This is a genomic window from Pseudomonas sp. B707 (assembly GCF_022496685.1).
Classification (GTDB): domain Bacteria; phylum Pseudomonadota; class Gammaproteobacteria; order Pseudomonadales; family Pseudomonadaceae; genus Aquipseudomonas; species Aquipseudomonas paraglycinae.
Map to the genome: position 1 here is coordinate 227,419 of NZ_WTVE01000015.1, position 16,931 is coordinate 244,349.

A 16,931-nucleotide genomic window follows, 5' to 3' on the forward strand; every position below is an offset into this window, starting at 1 on the left:
GGGTCATCAGGGGAAAATCACTGACATGCTCCGCAGTCTGGCAAACACGCTTCGACACCACCGGGCCAGACAGAGGGCAGCCCGTGAACACACGGATTTTATAGTGTGATAACACTGCCAGCACCCGGCGACATGCTATCGTGCCCGCCCGTCCTGCCATCCGTTTGCCCCAGCATGCTGCCGACTTCCCGTACCCTGCGTCTGTCGTTGTATACCCTGCTGATCATCGCCGGTGCCGCCCTTGCTGCAACGCTTGCGATCCGCCACGCCGAGCGCCAGGCGCTGGAAGAAGACGCCGCGCGGGCCAATCAACAGCTGGCGCTGTACGCCAACTCGCTGCATACCCTGATCGACCGCTATCGCGCCCTTCCAGCCGTGCTGGCGCTGGACCCGCAATTGCGTGCGGCGCTGGCCGGCCCGGTCGACGCCGAACAGCAAGCGGCGCTCAACCTGAAACTGGAAAAGATCAACGGCGCGGCGCAGTCCTCGACGCTGGAACTGCTCGACCACACAGGCCTTGCGGTGGCAGCCAGCAACTGGCGTCTGCCCAGCAGTTACGTCGGTCACAACTACGGCTTTCGCCCCTATTTCAGTCAGACCCGCACCCAGGGCACCGGGCGTTTCTACGCGGTTGGCGTGACCAGCGGGATTCCCGGTTACTTCCTGTCCAGCGCGGTGCTCGGCGACAACGGCGAGTTCCTCGGGGCGATGGTGGTCAAGCTCGAATTCCCCGAACTCGAACGCGAATGGAGCCAAGGCAATGACACCCTGCTGGTCAGCGATGCGCGCGGGATCATCTTCATCGCCAACCAGCCCGGCTGGCGCTATCGCCTGCTGCACCCGCTGAGCCCGGCCGATTACCGCGAGATCAAGGCCACCCGCCAATACGACAAACAGTCGCTGGTACCGCTGACGCATCTGGCGCTGCGCAGCTTCGATGACAACAGTGATCTGCGCCGCGTCGAAGGCCCGCAAGGCACGGCGGATTACCTGTGGGAATCGCTGCCGCTGAGCGCCGAAGGCTGGACCCTGCATCTGCTGCGGCGCCCGCAAATATCTTTCGAGGATCAGCGCAATGCCGGGCTCGCCGCCGCCGGAGTATGGCTGGCGCTGGTGTTCCTGCTGCTGTTCCTCAATCAGCGCTGGCGCCTGGCGAAGATGCGCCAGCGTAGCCGCGAAGAGCTTGAGCAACTGGTCGAGGAACGCACCCGGGATTTGCGCACCGCCCAGGACGGTCTGGTGCAGTCGGCAAAACTGGCGGCACTGGGGCAGATGTCCGCCGCGCTGGCCCACGAAATCAATCAGCCGTTGACCGCCCAGCGCATGCAACTGGCGACCCTGCGTCTGCTGCTCGATCATGGCCGGGTCGATGACGCCTACAAGGCGCTCAAACCGGTGGATGACATGCTCACGCGCATGGCCGCCCTCACCGGCCACCTGAAAACCTTCGCCCGCAAGAGCCCCAGCGGTTTGCGCGAACGGCTGGATCTGGCGACGGTGGTCGATCAGGCCCTGCAATTGCTCGATACGCGTCTGCGCGATGAACAGGTCAGTCTGGTGCTGCACCTGACCCGTCCGGCCTGGGTGCGTGGCGATGCGATCCGTCTGGAGCAGGTGCTGATCAACCTGCTGCGCAATGCCCTCGATGCCATGCAGGGCAAACCCTGCAAGCGTCTGGAAATCCGCCTGGAAGCCGACGAGCAACTGTGGCGCCTGAGCGTCATCGACAACGGCGGCGGCATCGCCGAAGAACATCTGGGTCAGGTGTTCGATCCGTTCTTCACCACCAAACCGGTGGGTGACGGGCTGGGTCTGGGGCTGGCGGTTTCCTTTGCCATCGTCCATGAATCCGGCGGGCGTCTGTGCGCCGAGAATGGCGATAATGGCGCAGTGTTCAGCCTGACCTTGCCGATCGATCTGGAGGCGCACATCTGATGCTCAACTCGGTGATGGTGGTCGATGACGAAAGCAGTATTCGCAGTGCCGTCGAACAGTGGCTGAGCCTGTCCGGGTTCGAGGTGCAGCTGTTCAGCCGCGCCGAGGAATGCCTGGCGGCGCTGCCCGCGCATTTTGCCGGGGTGATTGTCAGCGACGTGCGCATGCCCGGGCTCAGCGGTCTTGAACTGCTGGCCGAAGTGCAGCGCCGGGATCCCGACCTGCCGGTGATTCTGCTGACCGGCCACGGCGATGTGCCGATGGCGGTCGAAGCGATGCGCGACGGCGCCTACGATTTTCTGGAAAAACCGTTCAGCCCCGAGACCCTGCTCGGCAGCCTGCGCCGGGCGCTGGACAAGCGTCGCTTGGTGCTGGAAAACCGCGCCCTGCACGAACAGGCCGACAACCGCGCCAGGCTGGATGCGACGTTGCTCGGTGTATCCCGCGGCTTGCAGACCTTGCGCCGACAGGTGCTGGACCTGGCAACGCTGCCGGTCAACGTGCTGATCCGTGGCGAGACCGGCAGCGGCAAGGAACTGGTTGCCCGTTGCCTGCACGACTTCGGCCCGCGCGCCGACAAGCCGTTCGTGGCGCTGAACTGCGCGGCGATCCCCGAGCAGTTGTTCGAAGCCGAGTTGTTCGGGCATGAGAGCGGCGCGTTCACCGGGGCCTCCGGCAAGCGCATCGGCAAGCTGGAATACGCCGATGGCGGCACGCTGTTTCTCGATGAAATCGAAAGCATGCCCTTGGCTCAGCAGGTGAAACTGCTGCGGGTGTTGCAAGAGCAGAAGCTGGAGCGGCTGGGGTCGAACCAGAGCATTCGGGTGGACTTGCGGATCGTCGCGGCGACCAAACCCGACTTGCTGGATGAAGCGCGGGCCGGGCGTTTTCGTGAAGACCTGGCGTATCGCCTGAACGTCGCCGAGCTGCGACTGCCGCCGCTGCGGGATCGTCGGGAGGACATTCCGCTGTTGTTCGAATCCTTCGCCCAGAGCGCCGCCCAGCGCTTGGGCCGCACGTTCCCGCCGCTCAGTGGCGCGCAGTTGAGTCATCTGCTGAGTCATGACTGGCCGGGTAATGTGCGGGAGCTGGCGAACGTCGCCGAGCGGCAGGTGCTGGGGCTGGATGAACCGGTGCAGGGGATTGATCCGGGGCAGTCGCTGGCGGCGCAGCAGGAAGCGTTTGAGGCGCAGTGTTTGCGGGCTGCTTTGACCCGGCACAAGGGGGATGTGAAAGCCGTGCTTGAAGAACTGCAACTGCCGCGTCGTACGTTTAATGAAAAGATGCAGCGGCATGGGTTGAGTCGGGAAATGTTTTTGGTTGATTGAGTTCGGCTGGATATTTTTCGCGTGGCTGAAATCCATCCCCCTCACCCCAGCCCTCTCCCCCAAGGGGGCGAGGGGGAAAGGGAGCCGATTTGCGCTGGTTTTCAAACCTGAGTTCGACTCGATATCTCAGGTCGGTGCACCTCGAATAATCTACTCCGTCAGTCCCCTCTCCCTCCGGGCGGTCCGACGTTTCGGGAGGGCTAGGGTGAGGGGGCTTTTGATTCAAGCCCCCATAAGCGGAAATCCGCTCATTCATTCCGGATCATCGGCAAAATCCCGCTCAACCCATCTCCCCAGCCCCTCTAAACCGGCCCTCCCCCCGTTGGCACAGCTCCTGCTATAGCCCTCGCAGGCTGCGTTCCAACGCGCTCCACAAAAACAATTAAACGAAGGATCCTTCAATGGATAACTCCAACGCCCTGCCCCTTGGGTCGGCTGCCGTGCCGGCCAAAGAACGAACCACCGCCAGTCGCATCAAGTCGATCTTCAGCGGTTCCGTCGGCAACATGGTCGAGTGGTACGACTGGTACGTCTATGCCGCCTTCTCGCTGTACTTCGCCAAAGCCTTCTTTCCCAAAGGCGACACCACCGCCCAACTGCTCAACACCGCCGCGATCTTCGCCGTGGGCTTCCTGATGCGCCCGATCGGTGGCTGGCTGATGGGCCTGTACGCCGACAAGGTCGGACGCAAAAAGGCCCTGATGGCCTCGGTTTACCTGATGTGCTTCGGCTCGCTGATCATCGCCCTGAGCCCGGGTTATGAAACCATCGGTGTCGGCGCGCCGATCCTGCTGGTGTTCGCCCGCCTGCTGCAAGGCCTGTCGGTCGGTGGCGAATACGGCACCTCGGCGACTTATCTGTCGGAGATGGCGACCAAGGATCGTCGCGGCTTCTTCTCCAGCTTCCAGTACGTGACCCTGATTTCCGGCCAGCTCATCGCGCTGGGCGTACTGATCGTGCTGCAACAGTTCCTGACCACCGAAGAGCTGTACGCGTGGGGCTGGCGTATTCCGTTCGCCATCGGCGCGCTGTGCGCAATCGTGGCGCTGTACCTGCGTCGCGGCATGGAAGAAACCGAGTCGTTCACCAAGAAAGAGAAGTCCAAGGAAAGCGCCATGCGCACCTTGCTTCGTCATCCGAAGGAACTGCTCACCGTGGTCGGCCTGACCATGGGCGGTACGCTGGCGTTCTACACCTACACCACCTACATGCAGAAATACCTGGTGAACACCGTCGGCATGAGCATCTCCGACTCCACCACCATTTCTGCCGCCACGCTGTTCCTGTTCATGTGCCTGCAACCGATCATCGGCGGCCTGTCCGATAAAATCGGTCGTCGTCCGATCCTGATCGCCTTCGGCGTGCTCGGTACGATCTTCACCGTGCCGATCCTGATGACCCTGCACACCATCCAGACCTGGTGGGGTGCGTTCTTCCTGATCATGGCGGCGCTGATCATCGTCAGCGGCTACACCTCGATCAACGCCGTGGTGAAGGCCGAGCTGTTCCCGACCGAAATCCGCGCCCTGGGCGTCGGCCTGCCGTACGCACTGACCGTGTCGATCTTCGGCGGCACCGCCGAATACATCGCACTGTGGTTCAAGAGCATCGGCATGGAAACCGGTTACTACTGGTACGTGACCGCGTGCATCGCGGTGTCCCTGCTGGTGTACATCACCATGAAAGACACGCAGAAACACTCGCGTATCGTCACTGACTGATCGCAAAAAAACGCGCGAAGGTGCAAGACCTTCGCGCGTTTCTTTTCTGTCCGATTTCCCGATCAGGACAATTCGGCAACCCCCTGTTTGCTGCCATAGCGCTTCTGCGCATACGACGCCCCGACGATCATCACCAACAGAATCCCCGCCAGCACCGCCGACGAACCGATGGTGCCGAAATCCAGCCCACCCTTCTCATGGGACTTGGTCATCAAGTCGCCCAAGGTCGCGCCAAACGGCCGGGTCAGCACGAACGCCACCCAGAACAACGCCACCGACGAAATCTTCGTGAAGTACTTGAGCAGCACGACCACACCAATCGCCGAGCCGATCAACAGCGCGCCACCGGCAAAGCCCAGGCCGGAGTCGTCCGCCAGGTAATCGCCGAGCGCGGTGCCCAGGGTGTTGGAGAACAGAATCGCCATCCAGTAGAACATCTCGCCGCGAAAGCTCTGCACCTTGGTGACGTTGAGCGAGTCGCCGCTCAGGCGCCAAGCCGCGAAGATCGCCAGCAGGATCGCGATCAGGATCATGGAACCGGTGGCGTAACCCAGTTCCAGCGTGCGGTCCATGAAGTCGGACATGGTGGTGCCGGCGGTGCTGGTCGACAGGATCACGATCCAGTACAGCAACGGCTTGTAAGTCTTGGACATCAACTGCGCGACCAGCGTCAGGACAAACACGCTGATCAGGATCAGCGAGCTGATGGCGTAGCCGACGTTAAGGGTCATCGACAACAAATCCCCCGCGGTTTCCCCCAGGGTCGTCGCGCAGATTTTCATGACCCAGAAGGCCAGGGTGATTTGAGGCAGTTTGTTCATCGCGGGCAACGCTCCAGTGTGTGACGGCCGGTTTTTGGCTTTATGGCCGTGGGCAGACTGGCGTTGCGCGGGTGAAAAACCGGTCGGGAATCCATGAAAATTCTGTCACACACGCAAAAAACGGCGATTAATCACCGGTTAATGCCCCTGCCGCATCCTGCACCTACCTGATCGATTAACTGCGCGACGCTCGCTCCGACGACGAAAGCGAATTGAATGTGTCGCCCTTAATATCAATTTAATCGATTGTTTCTAGCATTATTTTGCGCTTTTTAATCAATTTAGTTGGCGTAGCATGAACCCCATGCGAAACACATCGCCAACGAATTTCGAATCTGGAGAACGACCATGAAAACCAAACTGATCCTCGCCCTGACCCTGTCCGTACTGGCCGCCAACACTTTTGCCGCCGACGGTTCGGACAAAACCAAATCCGCCGACTTCATTTCCGGCGCCAGCGCTGCCATCGAAACCAGCCACACCGGCGCCTACGCTGCCGATGGTTTCGATAAAACCAACGTTGGCAAAGCCGTTGCTGCCGATGGTTTCGATAAAACCGGCACTGCCAACGCCATCGCTGCAGACGGTTTCGATAAAACCGGTACCGCCAACGCCATCGCCGCTGACGGCTTTGATAAAACCGGTACCGCCGCTGCCATCAGCTGATTGCCAGAATGCAGACACCAAAGCCCGGCCATTGCCGGGCTTGTTCATTTCCAAAGGTCGGTATTTGATCTTCGCGGATCGGACTTGCACTATTGGTCGCTTATAGAAGCCTTCAGGATCACCCCGCCATGCCCGATGACATCCATTTCTACGAACCGGCCAACGGCCACGGCCTGCCCCACGACCCGTTCAACGCCATCGTCGGCCCGCGTCCCATCGGCTGGATTTCTTCGCAGGATGCCGAGGGCCGGCTGAACCTGGCGCCCTACAGCTTTTTCAACGCGTTCAACTACATTCCGCCGATCATCGGGTTCTCCAGCGTCGGTCGCAAAGACAGCCTGAACAACATCGAGCAGACCGGCGAATTCGTCTGGAACCTCGCCACCCGCCCGCTGGCCGAGCAGATGAACCAGAGCTGCGCGATGGTCGGCCCCGAAGTCAATGAGTTCGAACTGGCGGGGCTGACACCGGTGGCGTCGAAGGTGATTGCCGTGCCGCGCGTAGGCGAAAGCCCGGTGTCCTTCGAATGCAAGGTGACCCAGATCATTCAGTTGCAGCGCGCCGACGGCGAGACCGTGCCGAGCTGGCTGGTGCTCGGCGAAGTGGTCGCCGTGCACATTGCCAAGTGGCTGTTGAAGGACGGGATCTACGACACCGCCGCCGCCGAACCGATTCTGCGGGGCGGCGGGCCGGCGGACTATTTCCAGCTGGGGCCGGAGGCGTTGTTCAAGATGTGGCGCCCGGGGGCGACGAAGTAAGCGCTTACCAGATCAGCTCGGCGTCGTCGGTGACGCCCTTGAGCTTGTCCAGCTCATTGATCGCGGCTTCATCGGCGGCGATGGCGCCGGGGAAAACCTGATCGTTCAGCAGTTTGTGAAAGCGCGGTGCACCGCCGTCGACCAGGGCCTTGACGGCGATTGCCGCGTGATAACCCTTGTTGCCGCCCAACTCGACGGGGACGACAGCGGAAACCGCTTCGAAGTGTTCGAACTCTTTACGTGCCATATCGCAGGTCCTGGCTCAGTCGGATAAGCCAGACATTAAACATTCAACCGGCGAGTTTGTGTATCGGCGCAGTGCATTGCCCTACGGCCTGAGCGGCCGAGACTTCCTTGAACGTGTGGAAATCCAGGCTGTTGACCACCAGCTCCTGCACCAGCTCGGCAAAGATTTCCATCGACGGGCTGCTGAAATACGCAGTCATCGATTGCTGGTTGCTCCAGAAACCGGAGACCAGCCACAAATCCGGATCGCACTGCGAATGCTGCAAGGCAAAGCTCAGGCAACCGGGGGCGGCGCGGGACGGTTCGATCAGGGCGCTCAGGCGCATGCCGAGTTCCGCCGAACGTCCGGCACGCGCTCGAACGAAGGCCATATGACTGACGGGAATCTGCTTGGACATGTTCAACCCTCCCAGGGAGTCGCGTGGCAGCCGGGGACGGGCTGCGACAGGATTCAAGGTTAAGGGCCGCCCCCCATTCGCCGTTAGTCGATTCCTGCCGTCGCGTTGCACAATCCTGCGAGACTGTCGTGCAGACCTGTAACAAGTCGTGAATTGCTGTCACCGTCCTGTCACACCGGTTTCGGGCAACTCTGACGATCTGCGTCCTGCTATGGCTGGACAGGCCAACAACCCGATGCAGGATCAGGCAAGCATTTCGCAGGATATGTCTACCGCTTGCGCTTGCACAAACTTATGCTCTGCTCCCATTCCATCCCTTGCCGAGGAGGCTGTGCATGACGTCGTTCGATCGTTTTCAGGCGCCGCCCGATGCCGACATGGAAAAGCAGCGCGCGGAACTGGCGGCCATCATTCGCCGCAACACATCCGAAGATGGCAGTTATGCCACTGCCGTCGGCTCGCTGTTCATGTCGCGCCACACCCAGTCCCATGACTTCGCCCCGGTGCTCGCGCAACCGGCGCTGTGCATCATGGCCCAGGGTCGCAAAGAGGTACGGCTGGCGGACGAATTCTTCAATTACGACCCGCTTAATTACCTGGTGGTATCGGTCTCGATGCCGTTGAGTGGTCGGGTGGTGAATGTCTCGCCCGAAGAGCCGATCCTCGCCGTGCGCCTGGACATTGATCCTGCGGAAATCACCGCGCTGATCGCCGATGCCGGCCCGATGGGCGTGCCGACCCGTCCGACCGGACGCGGTTTGTATGTGGAGAAGATCGACAGCGCCATGCTCGATGCGGTGCTGCGTCTGGCCCGCCTGCTCGACGCGCCGAAAGACATCGCCATGCTCGCGCCGCTGATCCGCCGGGAGATTCTCTATCGCCTGCTGCGCAGTCCGCAGGGCCATCGGCTGTACGAAATCGCCATCGCCAACAGCCAGAGCCACCGCATCAGCCAGGCGATCAAATGGCTCAACGGCAACTTCGAACAGCCGCTGCGCATCGATGATCTGGCGAAGGAAGTGAACCTCAGCGTCTCGACCTTGCATCACCGTTTCAAGGCGATGACGGCGATGAGTCCGTTGCAGTATCAGAAGCAGCTGCGCCTGCAGGAGGCGCGGCGTTTGATGCTGGCAGAAGGGCTGGAGGCTTCGGCGGCCGGGTATCGGGTGGGGTATGAAAGTCCGTCGCAGTTCAGTCGCGAGTACAGTCGGCTGTTTGGGGCGCCGCCGTTGCGGGATCTGGCGCGGTTGCGGCTTTCGGTGTGAATTCAAAAGCCCCCCCTCACCCTAGCCCTCTCCCGGAGGGAGAGGGAACCGATTGGGGGATCTTGACGAGGTTCACCGACTTGAACGATCGGCTTTGAATCCAGAATCAGGTGGATCGACTGACTTGAATCCATAATCAAGTTGACCGATTGGCTTTGAATCCATAATCAAGTTGATCGACTGGCTTTTAAATCCATAATCGACTCGATCTTTTAGGTCGACGGACAGCGGCAGACACCTCGGTCGGCTCCCTCTCCCTCCGGGAGAGGGCTGGGGTGAGGGAGCGATTTTGAGCAGAAGCACAATCAGGCGCCGAGCACCCGACACGCCTCACTCGGCAACGTCACCGACACCGGATGCCCGATCCCCAACCCGAAGCCCTGACACGGCGTACTCAGCGCCGTGAAGGTCACCCCGGAACATTCCACCGTGGTCTCGATGGTCGCGCCGATATCCCGCACAAACGTCACCTTGCCCAGCAGGCGATTGCCCGCCGTGGCCTGGGGCGCCGACAGTTGCAGGTCTTCGGGGCGGATCAGCATTTTCACTTTCTGTCCGACCACGATGCTGCTGCAGATCGGCACTTGCAGGGCATCACCGCCCGGCAGCACGACCTTGCCATCGCCCAGCGCGGTGGCCGGGAAGATGTTGCCGGAGCCGATGAAGTCCGCGACGAACTCGTTGGCCGGATGGCGGTAGATTTCGATCGGCGTACCCACCTGCTGCACCCGATGCTCGCCCAGCACCACCACGATGTCAGCCATGGTCATGGCCTCGCGTTGATCGTGGGTCACCATGATCGTGGTGATGTTCAGGCGTTGTTGCAGTTGACGGATTTCCACCTGCATCGACTCGCGCAACTTGGCGTCCAGCGCCGACAGCGGTTCGTCGAGCAGAAGGATTTTCGGGTGCGAAGCAATCGCCCGGGCAATCGCCACTCGCTGACGCTGGCCACCGGACAGTTTCGCCACCGGACGATCAATCATCGGTTGCAACTGGATCAGCTCCAGCAACTCCACCACCCGCGCCTGTTGATCAGCCTTGCTCACACCGCGCAGTTTCAGCGGATAGGCGATGTTCTCGCCCACGGTCATGTGCGGGAACAGCGCCAGCGACTGAAACACCATGCCGAAGTTGCGCAGATGCGCCGGGGTGTGGCCGATGTCCTCGCCGTCCAGGCGGATCTCGCCGCCGGTGAGGGTTTCCAGCCCGGCGATCATGCGCAGCAACGTGGTCTTGCCGCAGCCCGACGGGCCGAGGAAGCACACCAGTTTGCCCTCGGGCAAATGCAGGTTGACGTCTTTTACCGCGCAGGCCGAGCCGTAGTGTTTCTCGACGTTTTCCAGAATCAGACCAGACATAAATCACCTCAAGAAATCAGAACGAAACGCCGCCCTCACCGACCAGCTTCTCCAGCGCCCAGATCAGGACGAAGTCGATCAGCACGATCAGCACGGCAAACGAGAACACGGTTGGGTCGAGCGAAGACACGGTGCGGCTGTACATCCAGATCGGCACGGTCATGACGTCGATGGTGTAGAGGAAATAGGTCACGGTGAATTCGTTGAACGAGACGATGAACGCCAGCAGCATCCCCGCCAGAATCCCCGATTTCATCAACGGCACCACCACATCGACGATGGCCCGCAACGGCGAAGCGCCGAGCATCTGCGCCGCCTCTTCGACTTCGCTGCCGATGGAAAGCATGGCCGCCGTGCAGTTCTTCACCACGAACGGCAGCGCCAGAATCACGTGAGCAATCACCAGCCGCGAGGTGGTCATGTGGAACGGCAGGCTGTCGAACACCAGCAGCAACGCCAGCCCCAGCACCACCATCGGGAACACCAGCGGCAGCGACATCAGCTGCAGCGCCACACCCTTGCCACGGAACTCGCAACGGGTCAGCGCGTAGGCCGCCGGCACCGCGATCAGCGTGGCGAAAATCATCGTCAGGCACGCCACCAGCAAACTGGTGCCCATGGCCTGGCCGAGGCTCAGCACATCGCTGGCATCGGGCGAAACGAAGGTGTGCCACGCCGCTTTGTACCACTGCAGGCTGTAGCTGCTCGGCGGGAAGTCAAGGTTAGACGCGCCGCTGAACGACATCACGATCATGGTCAGGATCGGCAACACGGCCAGGAACAAAATGATCCCGGAAAGAATGCCGGCGAACTTGCCGGTGTCGCCCGGCAACAGCGACTGACGCTTCTTGATCAGGGCACTCATTGCGAAGCCTCCAGCAGACGGCGACGGCGGCCGGTGATGTATTCGGACAAGGTCATGATGGCGAGCGTGGTGACGATCAGCACCACACCGGCGGCGGATGCGGCGGGCCAGTTCATCAGCGGGGCGATCTGGTCATGCACCATCACCGCGAGCATCGGCACGCGCCGACCGCCGAGCAAAAGCGGCACCACGAAGCTGCTGGCGTTGTAGGCGAACACCAGGGTCGCGCCGGTGATGATCCCCGGCAGACTCATCGGCAACACCACCTGACGGAACACTTGAAAGCGGCTGGCACCGAGGGTCGCGGCGGCTTCTTCATAGCTGCGAGCAACACCGCGCATGGCGCTGGCAATCGGCAGCACAGCCAGCGGGAACGCGGTCTGCACCAGGCCCATCAACACGCCGTTCTGGTTGTACAGCAACATGATCGGACGCTTGATCAGACCGAGGCCCATCAGGGTCTGGTTGAGCATGCCGCCAGGGCCGAGGATCACCAGCCAGCCATAGCTTTGCAGCAGCAGGTTGACCAGCAGCGGCAGCAGCACCGCCGCCAGAAAAATCCGTCGCACGAATGGCGAAGTCAGGCGCGACATGGTGTACGCCACCGGGATCGCCAGCACCACGGCGATCACCGCGCTGATCAGCGCCAGACGCAAGGTCAGCAGCAACGATTTGAGGTAGTAGGGTTCGAGCAACTGGGCGTAACTGGTCAGGCTGAAACCGGACCACTCCGCACCCTTGGTACCGACACTCATGCGCAGCACCAGCAGGCTGGCGGCAATCAGCACGCCGAGAAACAGCATCGACGGCGTGAGGAAAAACCACGCCCGCGCGGTCGGCGAAACACCGCGCGCCGGGCGCGCGTCACCCGCGCCGACCGGTTGGGTCAGGGATTGATGTTCCATAGCAATGATCTCGTCAATGGAAAAACAACTGACAGACACTGCCTTCAAATCCACCGAGAAACCTGTAAGAGCGAGCTTGCTCGCGATAGCAATCTGTCAGTGACATCACTGTCGACAGGTAGGCCGTCATCGCTGGCAAGCCAGCTCCCACAGGGGTTTGCGGTGTTCTGAAGGTTTGTGTTTGCGTCAGGAAGAAAAGATTTCCGTGTAGCGACGAATCCACTGGTCATGCACGGTCGCCAGGAAGGCGTTGTCGTGCATGATCGCCTTCTCCGCGATTTGCTCCGGCGTGAGGATGAACGGGCTCTTGCGCGCTTCGGCGGAGATGATCGCCTTGGCGTTGACCGGGCCGTTGAAGATGTCTTCGGCCATCTTGCCCTGCACCAGCGGGTCGAGGGAGTGGTCGATGAAGGCGTAGGCCAGGTCGGTGTCGCCCGGACGGTTCTTCGGCATTACCGACAGCATCAGGTCGGTGTAGAAACCTTCCTTCATGCCGAACGTGGCGCCGAGGCCATAGTTCGGGTCGCGGATCTGCTTGGGGAAAAACGCCGGGGCATACAGGCCGCCCATGTCCAGGGAACCGGTGCGGAACAGCTCGGCGATCTGGTTCGGGTTTTCGCCCAGGGTCACCACGCGGTCTTTCAGCTCGGCGAGTTTCTTGAAGCCCGGCTCGATGTTGTGCTCGTCACCCCCGGCCAGTTTGGCGGCGATGATGATCAGGTCCATGGCCTCGGTCCAGTTCGGCGGCGGCAGGAAAATGCTTGGTGCCAAATCGGCGTCCCACAGCGCGGCGTAACTGTCCGGCGCTTCCTTCTGGGTGCGGGTGCTGTAGACCAGACTGTTGCACCACAGCAGGTAACCGATGCCGTGACCGTTGGCCCCGGTGCGGTATTTTTCCGGGACGTCGACCAGGTTGGGAATACGGTTGAGATCGGGTTTTTCCAGCAGTCCGGCAGCCGCCAGACCTTCGGCGCCGACGCCAGCCAGGGTGATGATGTCGTACTGCGGGCGGTCACCACCGGCCTTGAGCTTGGCGACCATTTCCGAGGTGCTGCCGGTACGGTCGGCAATCACTTTGGCGCCGGTCTTGGCTTCGAACGTTGCAGCGATGTTGCGCAGTGCAGCGAGGCCCGTGTCATCGGACCAGGTCAGCAGGCGCAGGGTCTTGCCGGCAAAGCGGGTGTCGCTGGCACTGGCCCGGATGAAGGGCATGCTCATGGCCGCCGCGGCCACCGAGGCCACGCCGACGGTTTTGATGAATTGACGCCTGTTCAGATCGTGCTCGCCCATTTAGGACTCCCATTTTTTTTGTAAGTATGAGACTGATCGCAACCCTTGCATCTGCCTGACCGACATGGCTCAAGCGCCCGGTTTCAAAGGGCTTGAGCGTGGTCTGCGGGTTCATCCTGAGGTCGTGCAAAACACCTGACTATCGATAAAAACTCATTGGAGCCATGACGCCGGCGCATGCCTCGTTGCGAGGCATGCGCTGACCTTTTTCGGGCATTCAGAGCGCGCGAATCACGTGCTTGATTTCCTGAAATGCCGCCAGGCCCCATGGCCCCAATTCGCGGCCGATGCTGCTCTGTTTGTAGCCGCCCCACGCGGTCTGCGGGAAGATCACCTGCGGCGCGTTGAGCCACACCAGCCCCGCCTGCAGGGCGTTGGCGACCCGATCCGCGGTCTCGGCATTGCGCGTGACGACACTGGCGACCAGCCCGAACTGACTGTCGTTGGCCAGGGCAATCGCCTCCGCTTCCGAAGCGAAACTGCGCACGCAGATCACCGGGCCGAAAATCTCTTCACACCACAGCGCACTGTCGAGGGGCACTTCGGTGAAGATCGTCGGCTGCAAGAAATATCCGCGCGGCAGATCGGCCGGACGATTACCGCCACAGATCAGCTTGGCCCCGGCGCTGAGGCCACGGTCGATGTGACCGAGCACACGCTGGTACTGCGCCTGATTGACCAGCGCGCCCATCTCGACTTCAGGATCGAACGGATCGGCCACCCGGATTTTTTCCGCGCGGGCCTTCAGACGAATCAGGAATTCATCGGCGATTTCATCGGCAACCAGCACCCGGCTGGTGGCCGAGCACATCTGCCCGGCGTTGAAGAAACCGCCACCGCAGGCCAGTTCCACCGCCAGATCAAGGTCGGCATCTTCCAGAATCAGCAGCGAGGATTTGCCGCCCAGTTCCAGGCTCACGCCCTTCACGGTTTCAGCGGCGCGCTGCATCACCTGCACACCCACGGCGTTACTGCCGGTGAAGGAAATCTTGGCGATGCGCGGGTCCGCCGACAGCGGCGCGCCGACTGCCAGACCGGTGCCGCACACCAGGTTGAACACGCCTTTTGGCAGACCGGATTCGGCAATGATGGTCGCCAGTTCCAGCTCCGGCAGCGGTGTGACTTCCGACGGTTTGAGCACCACGCAGCAACCGGCGGCGAGAGCTGGCGCGAGTTTCCATGCGGTGGTGACCATCGGGAAATTCCACGGCACGATAAGCCCGACCACGCCGCACGGCTCGCGGCGCAGACGTGCGCTGAAGTCATCGCTGGGCAGCGGCACATTGCTGTTCTGTTTCGCATCGAGGCCTTCGGCGAGTTCGGCGTAGTACTCGAAGGTGGCGATCACGTCGTCGACATCGATGCCCGCTTCGAACTGCGGTTTGCCGTTGTTGCTCGACTGCAACTTCATCAGATGTTCGCGACCGTTGCGCACGCCATTGGCGATGCTGCGCAGTATCGCGGCGCGCTCGGCACCGGTGGTTTTCGACCAGCCCTTGAAGGCTTCGGTCGCCGCCGCTACAGCCTGGTTGACGGCGCTTTCGTCACCGCCATTGACCGTGGTCAGCAGCGCTTCGGTGGCCGGGTTGATGACGCGCAGGTGTTCGCGGCCGGCGGACCATTGGCCGTTGATGTACAGGCCGTCGAGTGTGGTCGGGAAATTGATCATTGGGCCACCGCCTTCATCCATTGGGTCTGGTCGATTTCGATCAGGGTCGGGCCCTGACGATCGGTGGCGACGCGCAGTGCACCGCGCAGGTGTTCGGCCGAGCTGATCGCTTCTGCTGCGCAACCCAGTGCCTTGGCCACACCGATGAAATCCGGGGTATAGATATCCACGCCCACCGGCTCGATGGCGCGGTTGACCATGTATTTCTTGATCTCTTCGTAACCCTGGTTATTCCACAGCAGGATGATCACCGGGGTGCGCGCTTCGACGGCGCTGGCCAGTTCCGGCAGGGTGAATTGCAGACCGCCGTCGCCGATCAGACACACCACCGGCGGACGTGCGCCGTGTTCGAGGTTGCCACCGAGCCACGCGCCGATCGCTGCCGGCAAGGCGTAACCGAGGGTGCCGTAACCGGTGGACGAGTTGAACCAGCGGCGCGGACGCTCCGGGTTGAACGTGAGGTTGCCGGTGTACACCGGTTGCGTGGAGTCACCGACGAACACTGCGTTCGGCAATTCGTGCAGCACGGTTTCGAGGAAACGGGTCTGGGCCAGCGTCGGGGCATCCCAGGTCGCGGCCAGGTCTTCACGCAGACGCGCGGCGCGTACCTGACCCCAATCGTTGCGGCGCTCGGCCAGCGGTTTGTGCGACAGCGCGCTCAGCAATGCTTGCACAGCGTTGCGCGAGTCGGCCACCAGCGCCACGTGAGGCGGGTAATTGCGCACGGTCTGGTCTGGATCGATATCGACGCGCAGCAACTTGCCGGAGATTTCGAAACCACCGGCGAAGGTGACGTCGTAGTCGGTTTCCGCCAGTTCGGTGCCGATCGCCAGCACCACGTCGGCATCGGCCACCAGAGCGCGAGTCGCCACCAGGCTCTGGGTCGATCCGATCAGCAGAGGATGGCTGGACGGCAGCATGCCTTTGGCATTGATGGTCAGGGCCACCGGTGCGTCGAGCAACTCAGCCAGTTCGGTGAGTTCGGCCGCTGCGTCGATGGCGCCGCCACCGGCGAGGATCAGCGGACGCTGAGCGCCGGCCAGCAGTTCAGTCATGCGGCTCACGGCGACCGGCGCAGCACCGGCGCGGTCGATGTTGACCGGCACGCTGGTCAGCAGTTCGTCGGCTTCTTCGACCAGCACGTCCAGCGGAATTTCGATGTGCACCGGACGCGGACGCCCGGCCTGGAACAGCGCAAACGCACGGGCCAATACGCCCGGCAATTCGGACGCCGACATCAGGGTGTGGGAGAACGCCGCCACGCCACCGACCAGTGCGCTCTGGTTCGGCAGTTCATGCAGCTTGCCGCGACCGCCGCCCAGTTGGCTGCGCGACTGCACGCTGGAGATCACCAGCATCGGGATCGAATCGGCGTACGCCTGGCCCATGGCGGTGGTGATGTTGGTCATGCCTGGACCTGTGATGATGAAGCACACACCCGGTTTGCCGCTGGTGCGGGCATAACCGTCGGCCATGAAGCCGGCGCCCTGCTCGTGGCGCGGGGTGACGTGGTTGATGCTCGAACGGGCCAGCCCGCGATACAGCTCCACGGTATGCACCCCGGGAATGCCGAACACCTGCTCGACCCCATAATCTTCGAGTAACTTGACCAGTACTTCGCCACACGTCGCCATGTCTTTGCCCTTCTTGTTCGTTGAGGCACCGGGCTTTAAAGGAACCGGTGATTGGCCTCATTGAAACGG

At 61.8% G+C, this 16,931-nt stretch carries 15 protein-coding genes; 6 read left to right on the plus strand and 9 right to left on the minus strand.

All coding sequences use genetic code 11. The features are described 5' to 3' along the window. Positions 1-174 precede the first annotated feature (174 nt). The 3 genes from GQX66_RS06570 (at position 175) to GQX66_RS06580 (ending at position 4,984) form a co-directional block, all read left to right on the plus strand. On the plus strand, positions 175-1,935 hold the full coding sequence (locus GQX66_RS06570) for an ATP-binding protein (protein ID WP_240867630.1): 1,761 nt from the start codon (positions 175-177) through the stop codon (positions 1,933-1,935). Then, positions 1,935-3,263, plus strand: a complete 1,329-nt coding sequence (locus GQX66_RS06575) for a sigma-54 dependent transcriptional regulator (protein WP_134020373.1) — start codon at positions 1,935-1,937, stop codon at positions 3,261-3,263. Before GQX66_RS06570 ends, GQX66_RS06575 begins: the two co-directional genes overlap by 1 nt. A gap of 401 nt (positions 3,264-3,664) precedes the next feature. Then, on the plus strand, positions 3,665-4,984 hold the full coding sequence (locus tag GQX66_RS06580) for an MFS transporter (RefSeq protein ID WP_011335686.1): 1,320 nt from the start codon (positions 3,665-3,667) through the stop codon (positions 4,982-4,984). Between the two features lie 62 nt (positions 4,985-5,046). On the opposite strand, the gene GQX66_RS06585 is transcribed toward GQX66_RS06580, so the two are convergent. Beyond that, positions 5,047-5,805: a hypothetical protein gene (locus tag GQX66_RS06585; RefSeq protein WP_085745240.1), complete on the minus strand. Its 759-nt coding sequence runs from the start codon at positions 5,803-5,805 to the stop codon at positions 5,047-5,049. Positions 5,806-6,153: 348 nt separating this feature from the next. Between GQX66_RS06585 and GQX66_RS06590 the strand changes: the two genes are divergently transcribed. Continuing rightward, positions 6,154-6,471, plus strand: coding sequence for a hypothetical protein (locus GQX66_RS06590; protein ID WP_085606678.1), 318 nt, complete (start codon positions 6,154-6,156; stop codon positions 6,469-6,471). 128 nt (positions 6,472-6,599) lie between these two features. After that, a complete protein-coding gene (locus GQX66_RS06595) occupies positions 6,600-7,229 on the plus strand; it encodes a flavin reductase family protein (RefSeq protein ID WP_085745241.1) in 630 nt (209 codons plus the stop codon). Between the two features lie 4 nt (positions 7,230-7,233). On the opposite strand, the gene GQX66_RS06600 is transcribed toward GQX66_RS06595, so the two are convergent. Both GQX66_RS06600 and GQX66_RS06605 read right to left on the minus strand, forming a co-directional pair. Continuing rightward, positions 7,234-7,476 (minus strand): hypothetical protein, encoded by a 243-nt coding sequence (locus GQX66_RS06600; RefSeq protein WP_007960172.1) that lies wholly within the window; start codon positions 7,474-7,476, stop codon positions 7,234-7,236. Positions 7,477-7,519: 43 nt separating this feature from the next. Continuing rightward, a complete protein-coding gene (locus GQX66_RS06605) occupies positions 7,520-7,873 on the minus strand; it encodes an antibiotic biosynthesis monooxygenase family protein (protein ID WP_085745242.1) in 354 nt (117 codons plus the stop codon). A gap of 335 nt (positions 7,874-8,208) precedes the next feature. On the opposite strand from GQX66_RS06605, the gene GQX66_RS06610 reads away from it, so the two are divergent. Further along, entirely contained in the window at positions 8,209-9,138 is a 930-nt protein-coding gene (locus tag GQX66_RS06610) for an AraC family transcriptional regulator (protein ID WP_039765922.1), read from the plus strand. A gap of 305 nt (positions 9,139-9,443) precedes the next feature. On the opposite strand, the gene GQX66_RS06615 is transcribed toward GQX66_RS06610, so the two are convergent. From GQX66_RS06615 to GQX66_RS06640, 6 genes are all read right to left on the minus strand, one after another. Continuing rightward, positions 9,444-10,499: an ABC transporter ATP-binding protein gene (locus GQX66_RS06615; RefSeq protein WP_007960168.1), complete on the minus strand. Its 1,056-nt coding sequence runs from the start codon at positions 10,497-10,499 to the stop codon at positions 9,444-9,446. Between the two features lie 16 nt (positions 10,500-10,515). Further along, positions 10,516-11,364 (minus strand): ABC transporter permease, encoded by an 849-nt coding sequence (locus tag GQX66_RS06620; protein ID WP_064599073.1) that lies wholly within the window; start codon positions 11,362-11,364, stop codon positions 10,516-10,518. Further along, positions 11,361-12,269, minus strand: a complete 909-nt coding sequence (locus GQX66_RS06625; RefSeq protein WP_102718053.1) for an ABC transporter permease — start codon at positions 12,267-12,269, stop codon at positions 11,361-11,363. Before GQX66_RS06625 ends, GQX66_RS06620 begins: the two co-directional genes overlap by 4 nt. A gap of 186 nt (positions 12,270-12,455) precedes the next feature. Then, entirely contained in the window at positions 12,456-13,559 is a 1,104-nt protein-coding gene (locus GQX66_RS06630; RefSeq protein ID WP_085606688.1) for an ABC transporter substrate-binding protein, read from the minus strand. Between the two features lie 217 nt (positions 13,560-13,776). Continuing rightward, on the minus strand, positions 13,777-15,228 hold the full coding sequence (locus tag GQX66_RS06635) for an aldehyde dehydrogenase family protein (RefSeq protein WP_102687224.1): 1,452 nt from the start codon (positions 15,226-15,228) through the stop codon (positions 13,777-13,779). Next, a complete protein-coding gene (locus tag GQX66_RS06640) occupies positions 15,225-16,862 on the minus strand; it encodes a 5-guanidino-2-oxopentanoate decarboxylase (RefSeq protein ID WP_240867640.1) in 1,638 nt (545 codons plus the stop codon). Before GQX66_RS06640 ends, GQX66_RS06635 begins: the two co-directional genes overlap by 4 nt. Between the last annotated feature and the right edge of the window lie 69 nt (positions 16,863-16,931).

What these genes read in the sequence shown, in the direction of transcription:
- GQX66_RS06575 (WP_134020373.1), top strand. Translation starts at nt 1,935, where the DNA reads ATGCTCAACTCGGTGATGGTGGTCGATGACGAAAGCAGTATTCGCAGT.
- GQX66_RS06570 (WP_240867630.1), top strand. Translation starts at nt 175, where the DNA reads ATGCTGCCGACTTCCCGTACCCTGCGTCTGTCGTTGTATACCCTGCTG.
- GQX66_RS06595 (WP_085745241.1), top strand. Translation starts at nt 6,600, where the DNA reads ATGCCCGATGACATCCATTTCTACGAACCGGCCAACGGCCACGGCCTG.
- GQX66_RS06620 (WP_064599073.1), bottom strand. Translation starts at nt 11,364, where the DNA reads ATGAGTGCCCTGATCAAGAAGCGTCAGTCGCTGTTGCCGGGCGACACC.
- GQX66_RS06625 (WP_102718053.1), bottom strand. Translation starts at nt 12,269, where the DNA reads ATGGAACATCAATCCCTGACCCAACCGGTCGGCGCGGGTGACGCGCGC.
- GQX66_RS06615 (WP_007960168.1), bottom strand. Translation starts at nt 10,499, where the DNA reads ATGTCTGGTCTGATTCTGGAAAACGTCGAGAAACACTACGGCTCGGCC.
- GQX66_RS06590 (WP_085606678.1), top strand. Translation starts at nt 6,154, where the DNA reads ATGAAAACCAAACTGATCCTCGCCCTGACCCTGTCCGTACTGGCCGCC.
- GQX66_RS06580 (WP_011335686.1), top strand. Translation starts at nt 3,665, where the DNA reads ATGGATAACTCCAACGCCCTGCCCCTTGGGTCGGCTGCCGTGCCGGCC.
- GQX66_RS06610 (WP_039765922.1), top strand. Translation starts at nt 8,209, where the DNA reads ATGACGTCGTTCGATCGTTTTCAGGCGCCGCCCGATGCCGACATGGAA.
- GQX66_RS06630 (WP_085606688.1), bottom strand. Translation starts at nt 13,559, where the DNA reads ATGGGCGAGCACGATCTGAACAGGCGTCAATTCATCAAAACCGTCGGC.
- GQX66_RS06640 (WP_240867640.1), bottom strand. Translation starts at nt 16,862, where the DNA reads ATGGCGACGTGTGGCGAAGTACTGGTCAAGTTACTCGAAGATTATGGG.
- GQX66_RS06600 (WP_007960172.1), bottom strand. Translation starts at nt 7,476, where the DNA reads ATGGCACGTAAAGAGTTCGAACACTTCGAAGCGGTTTCCGCTGTCGTC.
- GQX66_RS06585 (WP_085745240.1), bottom strand. Translation starts at nt 5,805, where the DNA reads ATGAACAAACTGCCTCAAATCACCCTGGCCTTCTGGGTCATGAAAATC.
- GQX66_RS06635 (WP_102687224.1), bottom strand. Translation starts at nt 15,228, where the DNA reads ATGATCAATTTCCCGACCACACTCGACGGCCTGTACATCAACGGCCAA.
- GQX66_RS06605 (WP_085745242.1), bottom strand. Translation starts at nt 7,873, where the DNA reads ATGTCCAAGCAGATTCCCGTCAGTCATATGGCCTTCGTTCGAGCGCGT.